Origin of the sequence: Streptomyces flavusporus, from assembly GCF_046267975.1 — a bacterium.
GTDB lineage: Bacteria > Actinomycetota > Actinomycetes > Streptomycetales > Streptomycetaceae > Streptomyces > Streptomyces flavusporus.
The window spans coordinates 835,330-854,589 of sequence record NZ_CP176503.1; the positions used below are offsets into that span (position 1 = coordinate 835,330).

19 protein-coding genes and 2 pseudogenes are annotated in these 19,260 nt (G+C 70.1%); 8 read left to right on the forward strand and 13 right to left on the reverse strand.

Annotated elements, in window-relative coordinates; genetic code table 11:
• The first annotated feature begins 99 nt into the window (after positions 1-99).
• Positions 100-1,638, forward strand: coding sequence for a glycoside hydrolase family 43 protein (locus tag ACKTSN_RS04175; protein WP_409467825.1), 1,539 nt, complete (start codon positions 100-102; stop codon positions 1,636-1,638).
• Positions 1,639-1,825: 187 nt separating this feature from the next.
• Here the strand turns inward: ACKTSN_RS04175 and ACKTSN_RS04180 are convergent, their stop codons facing one another.
• From ACKTSN_RS04180 to ACKTSN_RS04195, 4 genes are all read right to left on the reverse strand, one after another.
• Positions 1,826-2,551, reverse strand: a complete 726-nt coding sequence (locus ACKTSN_RS04180) for an SDR family NAD(P)-dependent oxidoreductase (protein WP_409467826.1) — start codon at positions 2,549-2,551, stop codon at positions 1,826-1,828.
• Between the two features lie 201 nt (positions 2,552-2,752).
• Entirely contained in the window at positions 2,753-2,941 is a 189-nt protein-coding gene (locus ACKTSN_RS04185; protein WP_409475118.1) for a hypothetical protein, read from the reverse strand.
• A 146-nt stretch (positions 2,942-3,087) separates the two neighbouring features.
• Positions 3,088-3,456 carry a nuclear transport factor 2 family protein gene (locus tag ACKTSN_RS04190; protein ID WP_409467827.1) on the reverse strand — a complete coding sequence of 123 codons (369 nt, stop codon included), beginning with the start codon at positions 3,454-3,456 and terminating at the stop codon, positions 3,088-3,090.
• A gap of 373 nt (positions 3,457-3,829) precedes the next feature.
• Positions 3,830-4,174: an ArsR/SmtB family transcription factor gene (locus ACKTSN_RS04195; protein ID WP_409467828.1), complete on the reverse strand. Its 345-nt coding sequence runs from the start codon at positions 4,172-4,174 to the stop codon at positions 3,830-3,832.
• 137 nt (positions 4,175-4,311) lie between these two features.
• On the opposite strand from ACKTSN_RS04195, the gene ACKTSN_RS04200 reads away from it, so the two are divergent.
• A complete protein-coding gene (locus ACKTSN_RS04200; RefSeq protein ID WP_409467829.1) occupies positions 4,312-5,289 on the forward strand; it encodes a quinone oxidoreductase family protein in 978 nt (325 codons plus the stop codon).
• A gap of 55 nt (positions 5,290-5,344) precedes the next feature.
• Here ACKTSN_RS04200 and ACKTSN_RS04205 read toward each other — a convergent pair.
• Positions 5,345-6,077, reverse strand: a pseudogene (locus ACKTSN_RS04205) (zinc ribbon domain-containing protein).
• A 293-nt stretch (positions 6,078-6,370) separates the two neighbouring features.
• Between ACKTSN_RS04205 and ACKTSN_RS04210 the strand changes: the two are divergent.
• Positions 6,371-6,907, forward strand: a complete 537-nt coding sequence (locus tag ACKTSN_RS04210) for a sulfatase-like hydrolase/transferase (protein WP_409467830.1) — start codon at positions 6,371-6,373, stop codon at positions 6,905-6,907.
• 440 nt (positions 6,908-7,347) lie between these two features.
• Here the strand turns inward: ACKTSN_RS04210 and ACKTSN_RS04215 are convergent, their stop codons facing one another.
• Positions 7,348-8,400: a threonine aldolase family protein gene (locus ACKTSN_RS04215; protein ID WP_409467831.1), complete on the reverse strand. Its 1,053-nt coding sequence runs from the start codon at positions 8,398-8,400 to the stop codon at positions 7,348-7,350.
• A 41-nt stretch (positions 8,401-8,441) separates the two neighbouring features.
• On the reverse strand, positions 8,442-9,125 hold the full coding sequence (locus ACKTSN_RS04220) for a TetR/AcrR family transcriptional regulator C-terminal domain-containing protein (RefSeq protein WP_409467832.1): 684 nt from the start codon (positions 9,123-9,125) through the stop codon (positions 8,442-8,444).
• A 465-nt stretch (positions 9,126-9,590) separates the two neighbouring features.
• Between ACKTSN_RS04220 and ACKTSN_RS04225 the strand changes: the two genes are divergently transcribed.
• The 4 genes from ACKTSN_RS04225 (at position 9,591) to ACKTSN_RS04240 (ending at position 12,660) form a co-directional block, all read left to right on the forward strand.
• Positions 9,591-10,217 (forward strand): NAD(P)-dependent oxidoreductase, encoded by a 627-nt coding sequence (locus ACKTSN_RS04225; protein WP_409467833.1) that lies wholly within the window; start codon positions 9,591-9,593, stop codon positions 10,215-10,217.
• A 69-nt stretch (positions 10,218-10,286) separates the two neighbouring features.
• Positions 10,287-11,159 carry an aldo/keto reductase gene (locus ACKTSN_RS04230; RefSeq protein ID WP_409467834.1) on the forward strand — a complete coding sequence of 291 codons (873 nt, stop codon included), beginning with the start codon at positions 10,287-10,289 and terminating at the stop codon, positions 11,157-11,159.
• 66 nt (positions 11,160-11,225) lie between these two features.
• Positions 11,226-11,378, forward strand: coding sequence for a hypothetical protein (locus ACKTSN_RS04235; RefSeq protein ID WP_409475119.1), 153 nt, complete (start codon positions 11,226-11,228; stop codon positions 11,376-11,378).
• A 115-nt stretch (positions 11,379-11,493) separates the two neighbouring features.
• The gene (locus ACKTSN_RS04240) at positions 11,494-12,660 is read left to right on the forward strand and encodes an FAD-binding oxidoreductase (RefSeq protein WP_409467835.1); all 1,167 of its coding nucleotides are present in this window, start codon (positions 11,494-11,496) and stop codon (positions 12,658-12,660) included.
• A gap of 82 nt (positions 12,661-12,742) precedes the next feature.
• Here ACKTSN_RS04240 and ACKTSN_RS04245 read toward each other — a convergent pair whose 3' ends face one another.
• Entirely contained in the window at positions 12,743-13,324 is a 582-nt protein-coding gene (locus tag ACKTSN_RS04245) for a TetR/AcrR family transcriptional regulator (protein WP_409467836.1), read from the reverse strand.
• Positions 13,325-13,648: 324 nt separating this feature from the next.
• Between ACKTSN_RS04245 and ACKTSN_RS04250 the strand changes: the two are divergent.
• Positions 13,649-14,697, forward strand: a pseudogene (locus ACKTSN_RS04250) (XdhC family protein).
• A 406-nt stretch (positions 14,698-15,103) separates the two neighbouring features.
• On the opposite strand, the gene ACKTSN_RS04255 reads toward ACKTSN_RS04250, so the two are convergent.
• The 5 genes from ACKTSN_RS04255 to ACKTSN_RS04275 all read right to left on the reverse strand — a co-directional run bounded on the left by ACKTSN_RS04255 (position 15,104) and on the right by ACKTSN_RS04275 (position 19,161).
• Positions 15,104-15,772 carry a response regulator gene (locus ACKTSN_RS04255; protein WP_409467837.1) on the reverse strand — a complete coding sequence of 223 codons (669 nt, stop codon included), beginning with the start codon at positions 15,770-15,772 and terminating at the stop codon, positions 15,104-15,106.
• Positions 15,769-17,052 (reverse strand): sensor histidine kinase, encoded by a 1,284-nt coding sequence (locus tag ACKTSN_RS04260; RefSeq protein ID WP_409467838.1) that lies wholly within the window; start codon positions 17,050-17,052, stop codon positions 15,769-15,771. Before ACKTSN_RS04260 ends, ACKTSN_RS04255 begins: the two co-directional genes overlap by 4 nt.
• Positions 17,053-17,071: 19 nt before the next feature.
• Entirely contained in the window at positions 17,072-17,905 is an 834-nt protein-coding gene (locus ACKTSN_RS04265) for an ABC transporter permease (RefSeq protein ID WP_409467839.1), read from the reverse strand.
• Complete coding sequence (locus ACKTSN_RS04270) at positions 17,902-18,846, reverse strand: ATP-binding cassette domain-containing protein (protein ID WP_409467840.1); 945 nt, start codon at positions 18,844-18,846, stop codon at positions 17,902-17,904. Before ACKTSN_RS04270 ends, ACKTSN_RS04265 begins: the two co-directional genes overlap by 4 nt.
• A 153-nt stretch (positions 18,847-18,999) precedes the next feature.
• The gene (locus ACKTSN_RS04275; RefSeq protein WP_409475120.1) at positions 19,000-19,161 is read right to left on the reverse strand and encodes a hypothetical protein; all 162 of its coding nucleotides are present in this window, start codon (positions 19,159-19,161) and stop codon (positions 19,000-19,002) included.
• Positions 19,162-19,260: the final 99 nt, after the last annotated feature.

A 19,260-nucleotide genomic window follows, 5' to 3' on the forward strand; every position in this document is an offset into this window, starting at 1 on the left:
AGGCCCGCATGCGAACTTTCGAAGCGCTTAAACAGTTCAGTTCGACCCGTGCGGCCCGCCTCGGTGTTCACTCCCCCGACCACACCCTTCAGGACGGACATGGCGTTCTTCGACAATCCCGTGATCCCCGGCTTCAGCCCGGACCCGAGCATCTGCCGGGCCGGTGACGACTACTACGTCGCGACATCCAGCTTCGAGTACGTACCGGGGGTGCCGATCTGGCACAGCCGTGACCTGGTGCACTGGCGGCTGATCGGCCACGCCCTGGACCGGCCCTCGCAGCTGGAGCTGCCTGACACGGCCCCGTCCTCCACGGGAGTGTACGCACCCACACTGCGGTACCACGACGGCCGGTTCTGGCTGATCACGACCGTGGTCGCCGGGGCGGGCAACATCCTGGTGACCGCCGAGGACCCCGCGGGACCGTGGTCGGACCCGGTGCCGATCGGCGTACCCGGCATCGACCCCGACCTGGCCTGGGAAGAGGACGGGACGTGTTGGTGCGTGTTCTCGTCGGACGGCATCCGCGGGGTCCGCATCGACCCGAAGTCCGGCGAACTGCTCGGCGAGCCGGTGCCGATGTGGTCGGGCAGCGGGCTGCAGTATCCCGAGGGCCCGCACCTGTACCGGGTCGGCGACTGGTGGTACCTGCTGCTGTCGGAGGGCGGCACGGAACGCGGGCATGCCCTGTCGCTGGCCCGGGCCCGCGCCCTGCCCGGGCCGTTCGAACCCCACCCCACCAACCCGGTGCTGTCCCACCGCAGTACCAACCACCCGGTGCAGAACACCGGCCACGGCGACCTGGTGCAGGCGCACGACGGCACGTGGTGGATGGTGCTGCTCGGCACCAGGCCCCGCGGCGACACACCGATGTACCACGGCATGGGCCGGGAGACGTTCCTGGCACCCGTGCGATGGGAGGACGAGTGGCCCTTGCCCGGCCCGCTGGAGTTGCGTGCGCAGGCCCCGGCACTGGCGCCGCACCCCTGGCCCCAGGAGCCGGACCGGGACGACTTCGACTCCCCCGCCCTCGCGCCGTGCTGGGTGTCGCTCCGACGCCACGATCCGGAGGCCGCCCGTCTCGACGAACGGCCCGGCCACCTGGTGCTGCACGCCCGCGGGGACAGCCTGGACAGGCCCGGCGCACTCTTCGTGGGGCGGCGCCAGCGCGATGCCGACTGCACCGCGCGCACAGTGGCCGACGTCGCCGAAGGCGGTCGGGGCGGGCTCACGGTACGGCTGGACGAGGCACACCACTACGAGGTGGAGGTGGGAGACGGCATGGTCCGCGCGGTCGCCAGGATCGGCCCGCTGCGCCACGCCATCGCCGAACAAGCCGTACCGTCCGGCCCGTTGACCCTGCGGATCGACGTCACAACCTCCGACATCCTGCCGCCCACGGTCACAGCCCGGGGCACGGGCCCCGACGCGACTCCCCCGCCCGGCCTCCGGGTCGGCGGCCCCGACACCCTCCGCCTGGGCTACGAGACGGACAGCGGGGACTTCGAGATCCTCGCCGAACTCGACGGCCGTTACCTCACCACCGAGGTCGCCGGCGGCTTCACCGGCCGGGTCTTCGGCATGTACGCCACGCGAGGCAGCGTGGCCTTCGACTGGTTCGAGTTGCGGTCCGCCTGACCGCCGGTGCCGCCGCCCGTCGGCCGGCGGCACTCACCCTTGCGATCGCCCTGCCCCCACTGGCGCCGGTTCCGCGTAACTCGACGCCGTAGCCGCCCTGTTCAGCCTCGCTGAACAGGGCTTTCATTCGGGCCTTGCCTCCGGTGGCCCCGGGATCGTGAACGGCCGCTGGGGGAGGCTTCACTGTTCAGAGCGTGGTGCCCGTCTTCTGTGCCAATACCTGAAGGAGACGGTCCTGGAACGCCTCGTCGTGGACTGCGCGGTGCGGCTGCAGTCTCTGGCGGTGGTACCAGTATCCGCCGGTGGTCAGGGCCTCGGGTTCGTCGCTGGAGGCGAGCCACTCCTGCGTCTGATGGCCGAGCTCGAGATCGTCCGGTGCGCTCGGGCCGCCCATCTTCGTCGGCACCCAGCCCGGATCCACGGCGTTGCTCAGCACCTCGGGGCGCAGGCGGGCCACCGCGGCCGCGAGCGTCGTGACGAACAGCTTGCTGTCGGCGTACGAGCCCGCGCTCCGCCCCCGCCAGTCGATGCCGTCGAGCGAGGGCCGGCCGCCGAAGTGCGAGCTGCTGCTGAGGTACACCAGGCGCCGCGGGCCGCGGAGCATGGCCGTGAGCAGGTACGGGGCGATGATGTTGACCGGCATGACCGCCGGTCCGCTCCAGACGCCGGCGTTGTGGATGACCGCGTCGAGCGGTTCGGCGTCGTTCAGTTCGGCGGCGATGCGCCGTACGGCGTCACGGTCCATGAAGTCGCCGACCACGAGGTGCGCCCCACGGTCGGCCAGCGGGTCGAGGCCCGCTGCGCGCTCCCGGTTGCGGGCGTGCACCACCACGTCGTGTCCCGCGGACAGCAGCGCATCCGCCGCAGCGCGTCCAAGGCCGTCCGCGGAACCGGTCACCAGGATCCGACTCACGGTCGCACCGCCTCTCGTACGCGTGACGTCCGGGCAGACGCCACGACTGGGAGCGTGAGAGCCGCGCCGGCACCGTGCGTGAATGGTCCTCGCATGGGAGTGCTTCCTTCCGTTCGGGTCGCCCGCCCGGTTTGTTCGGGGTGCCAAGCCGCTGTGCGGCCCGCCGCCAGAGAGGGGCCCTGGCGGCTCCTCCCCCGGTGTTCAGGCTACGAAGACCTGCTTCGCGGTCGTGATCGCCGTCATGGCCTTGGGCCAGCCGGCGTAGAAGGCGAGGTGGGTGATCGCCTCGATGAGATCGTCGGCCCCTGAGCTCGACGAGGCGTCGAGCGCCCTACCAGCTCCGGCAGTTGCCGTACTGTTCGCGCTCGACGCCTCGAGGACGACCCTCACTCAGGGCGAGGTGCCGCTCGTACGCGATGTCTGCACCGCATCGCACGAGGGCATTGACACGGCTCAAGAGGAGACAGGCCCGCCCTTGGCTACCGGCATCGAGCGAGGGCGTCCCCGGTGGCGCGACCGTCAGGACGGTTTGGTTGTCAGTGATGAGCCACTCGGCGTCGACGCGGACCAGCTGCCAGTCGTAGTAGCCGGTGAACTCGGGTACGGGCGGACCACCTTGGGCCGGCGATGGTCCAGACGACGAATTGCGCGTGCAGCGTTACTCGGTCGCCGCTGAGCGTCACTATGTGATCGAACGTGGTGTGGTGCGCCCAAGCCCCCGGTTTGTGTTCCGGCAGAAGCGTGTTCAGCGAGGTCTGAATCTCCGCCCTGCCGGCGAAGGTCGCGATCTCCTGAGGAGTTCCACCACTGTTGTGGTAGACGAGCCGCTCCCTGCCGTCCGTCGTGTACAGGGACGTCAAAGCGTCGCCGTCCCGGCTGTCCACCGCGCCGACGTACCTGGCCATGACCTCCTGGACCGCCCTCGTCGGCGGTGTTGTTGCCGACCCAGCCCGTGCGTTCGCCGAGGACTGCGAGGACGAGGTCGGCGTCGGCCACGGCGGCCCGCACGGCGTCGGCGTCGGCGTCGAGGGAGCCGTCCTTCTCGAACCGGCCCAGCGACACGTACTCGATCTTCGCGTCCAGATCTCGGAGTGCGTCCAGGACGGTGGGGGCCTCGGGGTGCAGGTCGCGGGCCACGGCCACGTCGACGACCTTCTCGTCCAGGCGCCCAGCGGCCACCTCGTCCACCAGGGACGCGTAATCGATGAATCCCGACGGCCGTCCCGGACCGGGGTTCAGCTCACGGTCCCGGCGATGCCGCCGGGGTCATGGCCGATGTCAGCCGTCGACGTCCTCACGGAGGACCAGGTCGAGCAGCCCGGGGAAGCGCGCGTCGAACTCCTCGCGGCGCAGCCGATTGACCCGCCTGGGCCCCTCGTCACGCTGCTCGACCAGGCCGGCGCCGCGCAGGACCGAGAAGTGGTGACTGAGTGCGGCTTTGCCGACCGGTACGTCGAAGCTGCCACAGCTGCGCGTCCAGACGGCGGAGCCTGCCAACTCGCGGACCAGCTGGATGCGCACGGGGTCGGCGAGCGCGGACAGCGCGGTGAGGACGGACACGTCCTCGGGATGCGTGTGCACCGGCGCCGCGCGGTGACTGCCGCCTGCACCCTGGTTCGACATGCCCCTCTCCCCCGTCCTGCGCACCCTCGCCGGGCCCCTCGCGAAGTGTCCCAGCCGCTTGCCGAGTGTTCGACGGATATCTTACAGTCCCAGTGTTCGCTTTCCATTGAACACTCGTCGAAGGGTGCGTTCCACTGATGCGTGCAGTCGAATTCCGGGAGTACGGCGCCCCCGAGGTGTTGAGGATCGTGCAGGCCGAGACCCCCGAACCCGGGCCGAGCCAGGTGACCATCGACGCCGCCTATGTGGGCGTGAACTTCGCCGACCTCAAGGCCCGCGCCGAGGGCTACCGGGTGGAATCGCTGCCCTTCCGCCCGGGCCTGGAGGTCTCCGGACGGATCCGGGCCGTCGGCCCCGACGTCGAGGGGCTGCGCCCAGGGCAGGAAGTCGCGGCCCTCGTCAACAGCGGAGCCTACGCGGAGGTGGTCGTCGCCGAGACCGCCACCGTCTTCCCGCTCCCCGAGGGCCTGGACCTGCGGACCGCAGCCACCCTCCCCACCGTGGTACCGACCGCGCACGCCCTGCTCCACGAGGTCGGCCGGCTGCGCACCGGAGAGAGCGTGCTGGTGCACGGGGCCGCGGGAGGCATCGGCACGGTGGCCGGACAGCTGGCCCGAGCGGCGGGAGCCGGAGCCTTGTACGGCGTGGTCTCGTCCGCATCCAAGGCCGAGCACGCCCTCAAGCACGGCTACGACGAGGTGTTCACCGCCGACTCGTTCCCCGACGACGTCCGCCGCGCCACCGGCGGCAGGGGCGTCGACCTGGTCCTCGACCCGGTGGGCGGCGACACCCTGCGCCGCGGCCTCGACGTGCTGGCGGTCTTCGGGCGCCTGGTGTCCTTCGGTAACGCGAGCGGGGCAGCGCCGTGGCACGTCGGACAGCCCGAGCTCTACACCCAGGGCCGTTCGGTCGCGGGCTTCTCCATCCTGGCTCTCGCACAGTCCGCGCCCGAGGCGCTGCGCTCGCTCGCCGAGCGCGCCTTCCGCAAGGTCACCGACGGCACCGTGAGCCTTCCGGTCACCGCGGAGTTCCCGCTGCGGGACGCGGCCGAGGCCCACCGGCTGATGGGCGGGCGCACGTCGACGGGCAAGTTGCTGCTGCGGGTGGCCGACTGACGCGCTCCCAGGACTTGAATGCTCCCCTTCCCTGAAGGGAGGGGGGATTTCTGGCTCAGGCTGCCTTCCGGAGCGGCGCTCCGGGTGGTCTTACGCCCTCGGCACCAGCCGGGTTCAGACCTGCCCGGACGAGCATCACGCGGGCGGAGTTCTTGTCCCTGGGGGAGGCGGCTCCGCACGCGGTGCGGGTGTAGGTGCGTTCCGACAGCGGCAGTGCGTGCTTGGTTCTCGCTCCGCACGATGCGCAGTCCATGGTGGTGTGCGCGGGGTGTACGAGGCGGACGTCCCGTGCGTGCTTACGGCCCATCTCCAGCAAGGCCTTCTTGGTGGCGCCGATCGCGGCGTCGGCCGCCTTGCGCGCCATCGACGTCCTGGAGAGGAACTTCGGACGGAAGTCCTCCACCGCGATGGCGTCGTGGTCGCGCACCACCCGCTTGGCCCACTTGCGGCCGGTGTCCTGCCGCTGCCGGGCGACCTTCTTGTGTGCCTTGGCGCGGGACCTGCCGAAGTCCCGGATGGTCTGCTGCTGCGGCACCGAACTGCCCTCGCGCAGCCACGGCGTACGCTCGCGGGCCTCGGTCAGCATCTTGTCGAGCCGGGCCGGGCCGCACGTCAACTTGTCCTCGGGATGCGCCGTGTTGTGCGCGTGCACGGCCCTGGACTTGGCCACACACTCGTTCCACACCCACCGGCAGGTCCCACTCCGCCAGTAACCGCGCGCGGGCGGTCGACGACACGCGCAGCCGGTACGTGTACCGGGCATGCCCGCCCTCCCCGACCTCCCTCACCACCGGCACGAGACCACCCCCCTCCCCCGCCCCGCCCGCTCTTCCCCGCGTCCATGACGAGACCGTACGTGCGACACCCGCACACCCGTACCCCCATCACGCCACAGCCACCACAACCAGCGAACACGAGCACACGCGTTCGCCTGCCCGGCCCCATCGGCGGCAATGCGGGCGCTCCGCGCCCCAGGAGACCATCTGGCCAGCGACCATCCCCATTACTGGGAGGACCGCGGGGCGACCTACCACGGCCGGTACAGCACCTGGGAGTTCTTCCGTGGCCAGGAGGGCGCCCCGTGGAAGGGGGACTCGCCGATCCGCCCATGCCCGAGGAGGACGTCAAGGAGCTGCGGCTGGAGGGCTACCGGCAGGACTGGGTGAACCGGCTGTACATGCAGACGGAGGACCGCCACCCCCAGACCCTCACCTTCGACGCGGGCCTGGACTTCATCCGCACCAACCACGCCCAGGACCGCTGGTTCGTGCAGATCGAGACCTTCGACCCGCACGAACCGTTCTTCAGCCACAAGCAGTACAAGGCCCTCTACCCGGAGGACTACGACGGTCCGCACTTCGACTGGCCCGACTACCGGCAGGTCACCGAGACCGACGCGCAGGTCCAGCACGCCCGCCGCGAGTACGCCGCACTGCTGTCCATGTGCGACAGGTCGCTGGGCCGCGTCCTCGACGCGATGGACGAACACGACCTGTGGCAGGACACACTGCTGGTCGTCTGCACCGACCACGGTCTGCTGCTCGGCGAGAAGGACTGGTGGGGCAAGTCGGTGCAGCCCTGGTACAACGAACTGGTCCACCTCCCGCTGTTCGTCTGAGACCCCCGGGCAGGCGTCGCCGGAGAGCGTCGCGATGCGCCCCGCCGAGCCAGTACGAGCGCCTGGGCCTGCCCGCCGACGGGCCGGTGACTACCGCTCACCTCCTGGTGCGCGAGCAACGCCACCAGGCCGAACAGGCCGCCGAGCCGCTCCCCCGGCCGGAGGACTTTCCCGCGGGCCGCTTCTCCCTGCGCACCCAGATCTCGGCCCTGGTCTCCGCCCCCAAGGCCGTCGAGGTCCTGCGCATGCACGCCCCCACCCTCGTCGACACCGAACTCCTCCAGACGATCGGCTCGACGTCCCTGATCTCCCCCGCCGCGCTGTCCGGCGGCATGTTCCCCACGAAAACGCTGCACGTGCTCGCGCAGGAACTTTCGGCGCTGCGAGGGACACCCCGACGCGATATCGAGGCCGGCGAACTGGACATCTCGTCCGTTCGGTCAGGCGGCGTGGCGGCCGACGGCCTGGACGAGGTGGTCGACGTCCTGCTCCGTGGTCGCAAAGGAGGTGACGAAGCGGACGACGCCCGGCTCCCAGCGGTCGTGGTAGAAGACGTAACCGTCGGCCAGGAGTCCCTCGATGACCTGCTGGGGCAGGCGGCAGAAAAGAATGTTGGCGTCGGCGGCGCCGAGCAGACCGACCTCGGGTATCGCCTTCAGGCCCTCCTGGAGGCGGGCGGCCATGGCGCCCGCGTGGGCGGCGTTGCGCAGCCACAGGTCGTCGGTGAGGTACGCGTCGAGCTGGGCGGCGTGAAAGCGCATCTTGGAGGCGAGCTGACCGGCGCGCTTGGCGCGGAAGGCCAGTTCGGCAGAGCGGGAGCGGTCGAAGACCACGATCGCGTCGGCGGTCATCGTGCCGTTCTTGGTGGCGCCGAAGGACAGCAGGTCGACACCGGCCCGCCAGGTCAGCTCGGCGGGAGTGCAGCCGAGGGAGGCGACGGCTCCGGCGAAACGCGCGCCGTCCATGTGCAGGCGCAGGCCCGCCTCCTTGGCGATGGTGCCGAGGGTGCGGATCTCATCGAGGGTGTAGACGGCACCGCTCTCGGTGGCCTGGGTGATGCTCACCACGGAGGGCTCCACGCTGTGCACGTCCCCGGCCTTGTGCCGCACGGCTGCCCGCAGCTCGTCGGGGTCGATCTTGGCATCATCGCCCCCGAGCGGGACGAGCTTGGCGCCGGCGGTGTAGAACTCGGGCGCGCCGCACTCGTCGTTGTTGATGTGGCTGTCGCGGTGGCACAGCACGCTGCCCCAGGGCGGGGTCAGGGCCGCCAGGCTCAGGGCGTTGGCTGCGGAGCCGGTGGAGACGAGCAGCACGTCGACGTCGTGCTCGAAGATCTCGCTCATGCGGCGCCGGACATCGGCGGTGATGCTGTCGGCGCCGTACGGCTGGGCCTGGCCGGCGGTCGCCCGGGTCACGGCGTCGACGATCTCCGGGGAGGCGCCGGCGGTGTTGTCGCTGCTGAAAATGCGTGCCGTGGGAGTCGTGGTGCTCATGGTCGGGGTCCTTGCTGTGGGTCGGTTCGGCGTCGGGCAGGTCAGGTTTCGCGGCGGGGATCCGGTCCTGCGGAGCCTGTGGCCGCCGGTGCCGGGTCCGCCGCTCGGATGAGCTGGCGCAGGGCGCCGTAGTAGACCTCGTGGTCGGTCACGGCGGGCACGACCTCGCCCAGGCTGCCGGTCAGTGCCGGGAAGTTCTCCGGGTCGAGTGCGGCCAGCGCGGTGCGGGTGGCCGCCTGTGCGGCCTTGGGATCGCGGTGGTCGACGAAGCCGGCGCTGCCGAGGGTGAGCAGGTACATCCGCCGGTACGCGGTGATCGCCTCCTCGGGAGTCATTCCGGCGGCGAGGCTGTCGGCGAGCTGCGGCTCGACCAGGCGGGCCAGCAGGTTCGGGCCGAGCCAGGGCCGCGTGCCGCGCAGGGCGAGCAGTCCCGGATGCGCCGCCAGCAGCCGGTAGAACGCGGTGAACCGGGTCTCGGTGGCGGTGGCCCAGTCGGTGTCCGGCTCGGTCTTGGGCAGCTGGGCGGCCAGGTGGTCGAGGCACAGGTCCAGCAACCCGGCCAGGTCGACGCAACGGCGCTGCAGCGAGGCGAGGGAAATGTCCAGTCGCGATGCCAGCGCACGGAACGTCAGAGCCTCGGGGCCGCCTTCATCGACGAGAAGGAGGGCGGTTTCGGCGATGCGGTCCGGGGTCGCGCGGTCCAGTGAAGGAGAGTGACGGGGCATGCGAGTCATCGTACGGTACAGCGTATCGCTCGTCACCCAGAGAGACTCGTTGTCGTACTGCTCGATCCGGAGCCCGCCGCGGACCAGCACGCGGCCGTCCGGGACGCGACGGCCACCTGTCCCGCCGCCATCGCTCTCATCGACGGATGAAGCACTGACCGCCCCCGCGGGTCTCGCGGCAGGGCACATCCTGGCAGCTTCCGTACATGCCCTACCCCTCCGCCCTATGCGCGGATCGCCACCGGCCGGCAATTCAGACCCTTCACCCACACCCTTCACCTGGGACGACCCGCCGAGCGACAGCATCGACACACCTCCGGCACTTGCTAACCGGATAGCTGTCCGGTACGTTTTTCGCTACAGCGGACAAGCGTCCGCTTAGGTGTCACGTTACGCCACGGACACGGTCGGCGGTAACGGAACGCTCCCCCGCACCTGCCCACACACACGGAAGGTTCCCTTGCCATGAATCTGCTCATCCTTGGTGCGACCGGCCCCACCGGTCGCCACGTCGTCGACCTGGCCCTCCGGGCCGGCGACACGGTCACAGTCCTGGCCCGCAGGCCGGAGGCGCTGGACGACCTGGCAGACCAGGTCAACGTTGTCGCCGGAGACGCCACCTCGCACAACGATGTCGCGAAGGCCATGATCGGGCAGGACGTCGTCGTCTCGGCCCTCGGCAGGAGCACATCGGTGCGCGCCGACGACCTGTTCACCCGCGCCGCAGCGGCCATGATCGGCGCGGCCAAGGAAAAGGGCGTGTCCCGCCTGGTATGGCTGTCCTCGTTCGGCGTGGGTGACACCTACCGGTCGGCGAGCGCCGCGCAGAAGGTCATGTACAGCACGTTCCTGCGGAACATCTATGCGAACAAGGAGATCTCCGAGAAGGCGATCCGCTCCAGCGGCCTGGACTGGACGCTGGTCTACCCGACCATGCTCACCAAGGGTCCCGCCAAGGGCAGCTACCTCGTCGGCGAGCGTCTCCCGATGAAGGGCAACCCGACGATCAGCCGCGCGGACGTCGCCGACTTCATGTACAAGGCGGCCCACAGCCCCGAGTGGATCCATCGCGACGCCGTCATCACGGACTGACGACGAGTCACGATCCGCCCATCTCGCACGACTTCCCCGCTCCGCGGCGACCTTCCGAACGGACCGACAATGAGCCCTGATTCCCCCACCTCACACGACTTCCTGCTCGGCGGCGACCTTCCGATCAACCGCATCGGCTTCGGGGCCATGCGGCTGTCCACCAACGGCTTCACCGGCCCGGCCCACGACCCCGAAACCGGTCGCGCCGTCCTGCGCCGCGCCGTCGAGCTCGGCGTCAACCACATCGACACCGCCTCCTTCTACGCCAGCGACGACGGCGCCGTCAGCGCCAACGCGCTGATCCGTGAGGCCCTTCACCCGTACCCGGCCGACCTGGTCCTCGCCACCAAGGTCGGCCCGTGGCACACCCCCGACGGCGGGCTGCAGCAGACCACCGATCCCGCCGCCCTGCGGCCGATGGTCGAGGCGAACCTCGAAACCCTCGGCGTCGAGCGTCTCGACCTCGTCTACCTGCGCATCGGCATGCTGGAGCCGCCACACGGCCAGTCCGTCGCGGCACAGTTCGAAACACTCGCCGCGATGCGCGAAGAGGGCCTGATCCGCCACCTCGGTCTCAGCAACGTCGACACCGGCCACCTCGCCGAGGCCCGTGCCATCGCGCCCGTCGCGGCCGTACAGAACCACTTCCACGCCGGCAAGCGCGACGACGCCGAGCTCCTGACGGCCTGCGAGGAGGCCGGCATCGCCTTCGTGCCGTTCTTCCCGCTCGGCGGCGGCACGAGCGACCTCACCGGTGACCGCATGGCCAAGGTCGCCGAACGGCATCGCGCCACGGTCCCCCAGATCGCCCTGGCCTGGCTGCTCGCCTCCTCCCCCGTCACTCTCGCCATCCCCGGCACCGGGTCCCTCACCCACCTGGCGGAGAACCTGGCCGCCGGGTCGATCAGCCTCACGCCGGAGGATCTCTCCGATCTCGCGTGACGCGAGAACCACTCCGCACCACCGGGGGCGGTCGCCCCCAGGTCGCCCGCCTTCAGAAAGGCGCACATGAGCCCGACCAGCTCTCCCCCCACACCACCCACCTCCCACGACGACTTCGCGGCCGGCTTCCGAGGCGCCGTCCTGCGCAGCGGAGACGACGGCTTCGACGAGGCCAGGGTTGTCTTCAACGGCCGTACCGCCGACACGCCCCCGCGCTGATCGCCCGATGTGTCGACGAGGACGACGTCGCCGCCGCCCTGCGGTACGCGTCAGCGCGTGATCTGCCCGTCGCGGTGCGCGGCGGCGGCCACGGCGCCGACGGCCATGCCATGCCATGCCGGGCGGTGCCCTCGTCCTGGATCTGTCCGGCATGCGCGGGATCACCGTCGATCCGCAGACTCGTACGGTGCGGGCGCAGGCCGGTGTCGTACTCGGCGAACTGGACGCGGCCACGCAGGAGCACGGCCTGGTGGTGCCGTCCGGCACCGTCACCACGACCGGTATCGCCGGACTCACCCTCGGCGGCGGAATCGGCCACCTGATGCGCCGGTTCGGGGCCACCGTCGACAACCTGCTCGCCTGCGAGATGATCACTGTCGACGGCCGGAAGGTCCGCGCGGACGAGAGGGAGAACCCGGATCTGTTCTGGGCGCTGCGCGGAGGCGGCGGCAACTTCGGCGTCGTCACCGCCTTCGAGTACCGTGCCCGCATCCTGGGCCCTGGCGTCGTATCCGGGCAGATCGTCTTCCCCGGTGAGCAAGCCGCCGCCGTACTGTCCAAACTGCACGCCTTCATGGCCGACGCGCCCCGCGAACTCGGTCTGGGGACCACGCTCACCTTTGCGCCGCCGCTCCCCGAGCTCCCCGAGGAGATCCACGGCAAGCCGATCCTGATCCTCCTCCCGTGTTACACCGGGCCTCTCAGGACCGCGGAAGAGATCATCGGGCGGCTCTCCACGCTCGGCGCACCCGTCATCAACACGGTGGGTCCCACCACCTGGCTCAAGACGAACAGCATGCTGGACGCGATCGTCCCCTATGGCCGGCGCACCACGGTACGGGGCGGCTACCTCGCCACGCTCAGCGAACCCGTGGTCGACACACTGGTCGAGCGCCTGGCCGCCGTGCCGGACGCACCAGGCACGATGACCACGATCAACGTCTGGTCGCTGGGCGGTGCGATCTCCGAGGACGTCGATGAGGACGCCACCGCCTTCTCCCGTACCGGAGCGTCCTGGCTGTGGGAGTCCGCGCCGGTGTGGACGGAGCGGGATCACGACGAACCGTTCGACGAGTGGGCCGCTGCGACCACGTCCGCCCTGCGCCCGCACACGCTCCCCAACGCCTACACCAACCTCACCCAGGACCAGGGCGAGGCCTGGCGGCGCGGTGCGTTCGGCAGCGAGGCCAAGTACCGGCGACTCGCCGAGATCAAGGCCGTATGGGATCCGCGGAACCTGCTCCGCCACAACAAGAACATCGCTCCCGCCACCATCGAGTAGCCCTCCTCGTACCGATGCTCGGTGGTGAGATGCCCGAGACCATCACGTGGGTTCTACTCGCCCAGCCGTCGGCCTCCAGACATCAGCCTCGTCCAGGCGCCCCCGCACGCAGCCCGCCCATGACAAGATCCAGGAGCCGAGCGCTCTGGGCCTGCCAGTCCCCACGGGCATCGATCTGCCAGATACCGGCGACGGCCAGGATGAAGTCGTCGAAGGTCACCCCCGGACGGATGGTGCCGGCCTCGTGATTGGCCGCGAGCAGAGCCTCGATCGCCTCGACCACGAGCGCGTATCCCGGCTGAGCCGGGCCGTCCGTCGTACCGACGATCTGACGCATCGCGCCCGACAGGCCGACCTTGGCGACGGCGAAGCGGGCAAGTTGGTCCATCCATTCGCGCAGGGCCTGGTCAGGCGCCCGGGTTTTGAGCAGTTCCGTCGCAGTGTCGGCGAGTACTTGCGCCTCGTGGCGGTAGACCTCCAGGACGAGCGCTTCACGGTTGGGGAAGTTGCGGTAGAAGGTGCCCTGTCCAACCCCCGCCTTCTTGGCGATCAGGCTCAGTGGGACGTCCACATCACGCGACAACTCGGCCAGCGCCACCTCCAGGATCCGCTCCCGATTGCGCTGCGCATCCGAGCGCTGAGGGCCACCGTTCCTAGACTCCACTCCCCCTCCTTCCGGGCTCACACCCAAAACCCCTCGCCAACCGGATAGCTGTCCGCTACGTTTCCGATTGGCGGACACTAGTCCGCTTAGGTCCACCATAGCGCCAGTTGCAGCCGAGGCGAGTGGCCGGCGTTCGGTCCCGCCATCGAGGCGTACTGGGTGGACGACCCCGATCCCGACGCCCCCGTCAGGATCAAGGGCATCGGCGAGATCGGAAACGTGGGCGCGGCGGCGGCACTCGCGAAAGCAGTCTGGCACGTCCCGACACACCCCGACGCCATCTGCCCGTCCGACCCGATCGTGTCCTGTCTGCGGAGTGGCCAAGTGCTTGATATCGCCCAGGAATTGAGTCGATGGATCGAGGAGGGCCGGGAGTTCAGCGTGGCCACCGTTGTCGGCGTGAGCGGCAGCGCACCACGCGGACTCGGGGCCGCCCTGGCCGTCGACGGCGACGGCGCGGCCGTCGGATCGGCCTCCGGAGGCTGCGTCGAGGGGGTGGTGTACGACCTTTGTGCGCAGGCGCTCCAGGATGGCAGGACGGTGGTCGAGCGGTTCGGCTACAGCGACGAGGACGCTTTCGCCGTCGGCCTCACCTGCGGCGGGATCATCGACATCCTGGTCACACCGTTCACCGCGCACGCGCCGGTCAGGACGGTCGTCCGCTCCGCCCTGACCGCCGCGGCCCGCGGCGAACCGGCAGCCCTCACCCGGGTGATCCGCGGCCCGGCCGACCTCCTCGGCCAGAGCCTGCTCGTACACGCCGACGGCACCCACGAAGGCTCCTACGCAGGCGGCCGCCCCGAGTTGGAGCGGACGGCCGCCGCCCAGGCGCACGCCCTGCTTCAGGTCGGCCGCACCGACACGGTCGAGGTCTCCGAGGACGGATCCCTCTGCCCCGGCGGCGTCACCCTGCTCGTCGAGGCAAACGTCCCACCACCCCGCATGATCGTGTTCGGGGCGATCGACTTCGCCGCCGCACTGGTACGCGCCGGCGAGTTCCTCGGCCACCACATCACCGTGTGCGACGCCCGCACCGTCCTGTGCGCCCTCACCCACGACGCCAAGTTCGATGTGCCCTGCTACAGGAGGCCCTGCGGATGCCGGTCGCCTACGTGGGCGCCATGGGCTCGCGCCGCACCCACACCGACCGCGAACGCAGACTGCGCGAAGCAGGCCGGGGCGAGCGGGAGTTGGCCCGGCTCAGGTCACCGATCGGCCTCGACCTCGGCGGCCACACACCCGAGGAGACCGCCCTGTCCATCGCCGCCGAAATCATCGCCACCCGGCACGGCGGCACAGGCATCCCCCTCACCGAGGCCCAGACACCCATCCACCGCGACGCAGGTCAGCGGGCCGTTCTGGGAGTCGCCTGACGCCGGGGGACCGCAGCCCCGGCCGACAGGCCAGGCCCGCGCTCGGAACCACCGGCGAGAGGTTCCCTCCCGCCGGCCCGGCCTGGCGCGCCGAAACAAGAAGACCGAGCCTCTCCGACCCTCTCGGGTCCGGAGATCAGCAACGCCTCTCTGCAGATCCACACACCACTCTGAAGGCAGTCATGAAACCCCGCAGACTCAGCCGCCGCGCCACCCTTCTGGGCGTCGGTGTCCTCACCACCGCCGCGCTGACCGTAGGCACCGGGTGAAGAACGGCAAGATCGTCGAGCACTGGGACGCCGCGACGGCGGTGCCCGAGACCTCGGCCAACGACAACACCATGTTCTGACGCGCATCCCGCCCGCTGCGTCCCGCTGATCGCTCGGTCGGTGGGACGCAGTGCTGCTCAACCGGACTTGGGACGGGCGAGTCCGAGGTCGTAGGCGAAGATCACCGCCTGGATGCGGTCGCGGGCGCCGATCTTGGCCAGGATGTTACGGACGTGGCTTTTGACGGTGGACTCGGCCACGACGAAGTGGGCGGCGATCTCGCCGTTGGTCCAGCCTTTGCCGATGGCGACGAGAATCTCGCGCTCCCGGTCGGTGAGAGCTTTCAGTCTGGCTTCCTGGGCCGGGCCATCGACGGGTTGCGGGACGTGCTTGGCGTATTCGTCCAGGAGGCGGCGGGTGAGTGCGGGAGCGATCACGGCGTCGCCGGCGGCGACGGCCCGGATACCGGCGAGGAGTTCTTCGGGCCGCACATCCTTCAGGAGGAACCCACTGGCGCCCGCTCGGAGGGCGGCGTGGACGTATTCGTCGAGGTCGAAGGTGGTCAGCACGAGAATGCGGGAGCGCGCGCCGGCGGCGACGATGCGGCGGGTGGCCTCGATGCCGTCCATGCCGGGCATGCGGACGTCCATGAGAACGACGTCAGGGCGTAGTTCCGCCGCCAGGCGGACGGCTTCGCCGCCGTGCGCGGCCTCACCGAGCACGGTGGTCTCGGGGGCGGATTCCAGCAGAAGGCGGAAGGCGTAGCGCTGGAGCGGCTGGTCGTCCACGATGAGTACGGTGGTCACCGGTCACCGCCCTGGGGAGTGAGGTCCAGGGTGACCTGCACGCTCCAGCCTCCGCCGGCCGCGGGTCCCGCGCTGACGGTCCCGCCGTAGAGTGCCGCTCGTTCACGCATACCCACCAGGCCGTGTCCTTCCTCGTTGGGCGGTTTGTTCGGGCCCGACGGGCCGGTGTCCTGGACCCGGATCTCCAGCCGGGTGTCCTCGACGACGATCGACAGGCTCACCCGGGTGTCGGCACCGGCGTGCTTGAGAGCGTTGGTGAGGGCTTCCTGGACGATGCGATACGCCGCCAGCTGCACCCCTTTGTCCAGGGTGTCCATGTCGCCGACAGTACGGTAGACGACCTCCGGGCCGGCGGCCCGCACGCCGGCACACAACATGTCGATGTCCATGATGCCGGGCTGCGGGCTGAGCAGGGGCCCGGACGACGGGTTGTCCGCCGCCTCGCGCAGCACGCCGAGCACCCTGCGCAGCTCACCGAGAGCCTGACGGCCGGTGTCGCCGATCAGGTTCAGCGCTTCCTTGCCGCGTTCCGGAGCCGTATCGGTGGCGTACGCGCCCGCGTCGGCGAGGCTGACGATGACGGCCAGGTTGTGTCCGACGATGTCGTGCATCTCGCGGGCCACCCGGGCTCGTTCGGTGGCGGTCGCCAGCCTGCTGCGCTGATCGCGCTCGATCTCCAGCTGGGCCGCCCGCTCCCGCAGCCCGGCGAGCTGGGCCCGGCGAAACCTGATCACGAGGCCGAGCGCAAGGGCCGCGGTCGCCGTGCCCAGCAGGAAGAACAGCGCGTCCCAGACGGACACCGCGTGAGATACGCGCAGCGCGACCAGCACCATGGCGCCCGCCATGACAGCGCCGGCCCACGGCAGCTGCCGAAGCCTTCCGTGCAGGGCCAGGCTGTACAGGGCAATGAAGAGGGCGATGTCCGCGCGCAGTACGGCACCCAGTGACCACTGCAGGAGGAATACGGCCGCAATGGCGCCGAAGGCCACCAGCGGTTTCCGCCGCCGCCACAGCAGGGGCAGCACCAGCCCGGCCTGCAGCGCCAGCGTCGCCGCCAGTGGTGGCTCGGTGAGCATCAGACGCAGTCTGGGCGGGCCGTCCGCCTCGCCCTCGTTCAGCAGGTCCGGCAGGCAGAACATCACGACGGCCACCACGACCACCAGGATGTCCAGCACCCATGGATGGGCGCGGTCCGCCTGCCGCAACCGCTGGCCGCCGCGGTTCAGCCGGGCGACCAGGCGTCCCATGCCGCCGGAGTCGTCGATGCTCACGGATGCCACCTGTCTGTAGTCAAGGCGGTCAGACGTCGTTTTGCTTGAGCCGGTACGCAGCGCCCGCCAGCACGAGGACCGTCCAGCCGAGGAACACCGCCAGGCCGGCCCCGGGAGACAGGGTGGAGGCGTCGTGCGTCAGGGCGAACATGGACTCGCCCGCTGTGCTCGGCAGGTAGGCGCTGACGTTGTCCTCCCAGGAGTTGGGCAGGAGCGAGGTCAGGCCGGGAACCAGAATAAAAGCGCCGACCAGCACCGAAATGCCGCCCGCCACCGACCGCAGCAGCGCGCCCAGGCCCGCACCGATCACCCCGATCAGCCCGAGGTAGAGCCCCGCCCCCAGCAGGCTCCTTGCGACACCCGCGTCCGACAGGCTCTGGGCCGCCGAGGTACCGGAGAGGATCTCGCTGCCGACCAGGAAGGCCACGAACGCACCCACCGTGCCGACCAGTAGCGACACCAGCCCGTACAACGCCGTCTTCGACCACAGCATCGGCAGCCGGCGCGGCACCGCCGCCAGGGTCGAGCGGATCATGCCGGTCGAGTACTCGCCCGCCGTCACCAGCACACCGAGGACGCCGAGGGCCAGCTGCGCGAAGGGCACACCGAACAGGGACAGGTCCACGGCCGTGGAGCGGTCGAAGTCGCTGTCCAGACCGCCGGACTCGAACTGCCAGGCAGCGATCAGCCCGAACACCAGCAGGAACAGCAGGCCGAGGACCAGCGTGATCCACGTCGAGCGCAGGGACCACAGTTTGGCCCACTCCGAGCGCAGAACGCGCCATCCGGTCACCTTGTAGTGGGGGCGAGACGGAGCGCTCTGCTCCTGCTGGGGCTCGACGATCGTGGTAAGGGAACTCATGCCACCCTCCCGAGGGTGTCGATACCGGTCGTGGTCGTGGAGCCGTGGTACTCCACCGCATCCCTGGTCAGATCCATGAACGCCTCTTCCAACGACACCGTCCGCGCGCTCAGTTCGAACAGTGGGATTCCGTGCTCCGCCGCCTTCAGCCCGATCTCGCGGGTGGTGAGCCCTGTGACGTGCAGCTCCTCGGAGCCGACCTGGCCGGTGACGTCGACGCCCGGCCCCGCCAGGACGTCCCACAACCGCGCCGGATCCTGCGTCGCCACCTTCACCGTGTCGCCGCCCGCCTCGCGGACCAGATCCCCCACGGTCGTGTCGGCCAGCAACCGCCCGCTCCCCACGATGATCAGATGGTCCGCCACCAGCGCCATCTCACTCATCAGATGCGAGGAGATGAACACCGTCCGCCCCTCCGCCGCGAGCCCCGTCAGCAGATTGCGGATCCACAGCACGCCCTCCGGATCGAGGCCGTTGACCGGCTCGTCCAGCATCACCGTCTGCGGATCGCCGAGCAGTGCCGCCGCGATACCGAGCCGCTGCCCCATACCGAGGGAGAAGGCTCCGGCCCGCTTCTTCGCCACACTGCCAAGACCGGCGAGGTCGATGACCTCGTCGACGCGGCTGCGGGGGATCCCGTGCGTCAGCGCGAGCGCGTTGAGGTGGTTGTATGCCGAGCGGCCCGGGTGGATCGACTTCGCCTCCAGGAGCGCGCCGACCTCCTGAAGCGGCGCCCGGTGCTGCGCATAGCGGCGGCCGTTCACCGTCACGGAGCCGCTCGTCGGGGCGTCCAGTCCGACGATCATGCGCATCGTGGTGGACTTCCCCGCGCCGTTGGGTCCCAGGAAGCCGGTCACGGTGCCCGGCTTCACGGTGAAGTACAGCCGGTCCACCGCGGTCTTCTCCCCGTACCTCTTGGTCAGTACCTGTGCCTCGATCATCAGCGTGCCTTCCCTCGGCCTCGAGCGCCCGTCGGACGCCTCACCGGCAACGCTAGGAACCGAACGACCCCGATCCGGTCCCACCGCGGGCTGATCCGCGAAGTGGACGTCGTACCGCGGTACGACGCGGGCGTACGACGAGGGCTTCTCCGATCAGCTCCAGAGCCCGACCCCCGAGGGCTCCTTCGGCTCCACCGCCAGATGCGGCAGCCGCTTCTCCAACCAGTCCGGCAGCCACCAGTTGGCCTTGCCCAGCAGATGCATCGCCGCCGGCACGAGCGCCGTACGCAGGATGAACGCTTCGACGGCGTGCACCGCTACCTGCGCCTGGCCGAGGGAACGCTCAAGGCCCTCGTCGTGACGAAGAGCGACGAACTGCGCCGCTTCCAGTACCGAGTGGTCGAGGGCCTACCC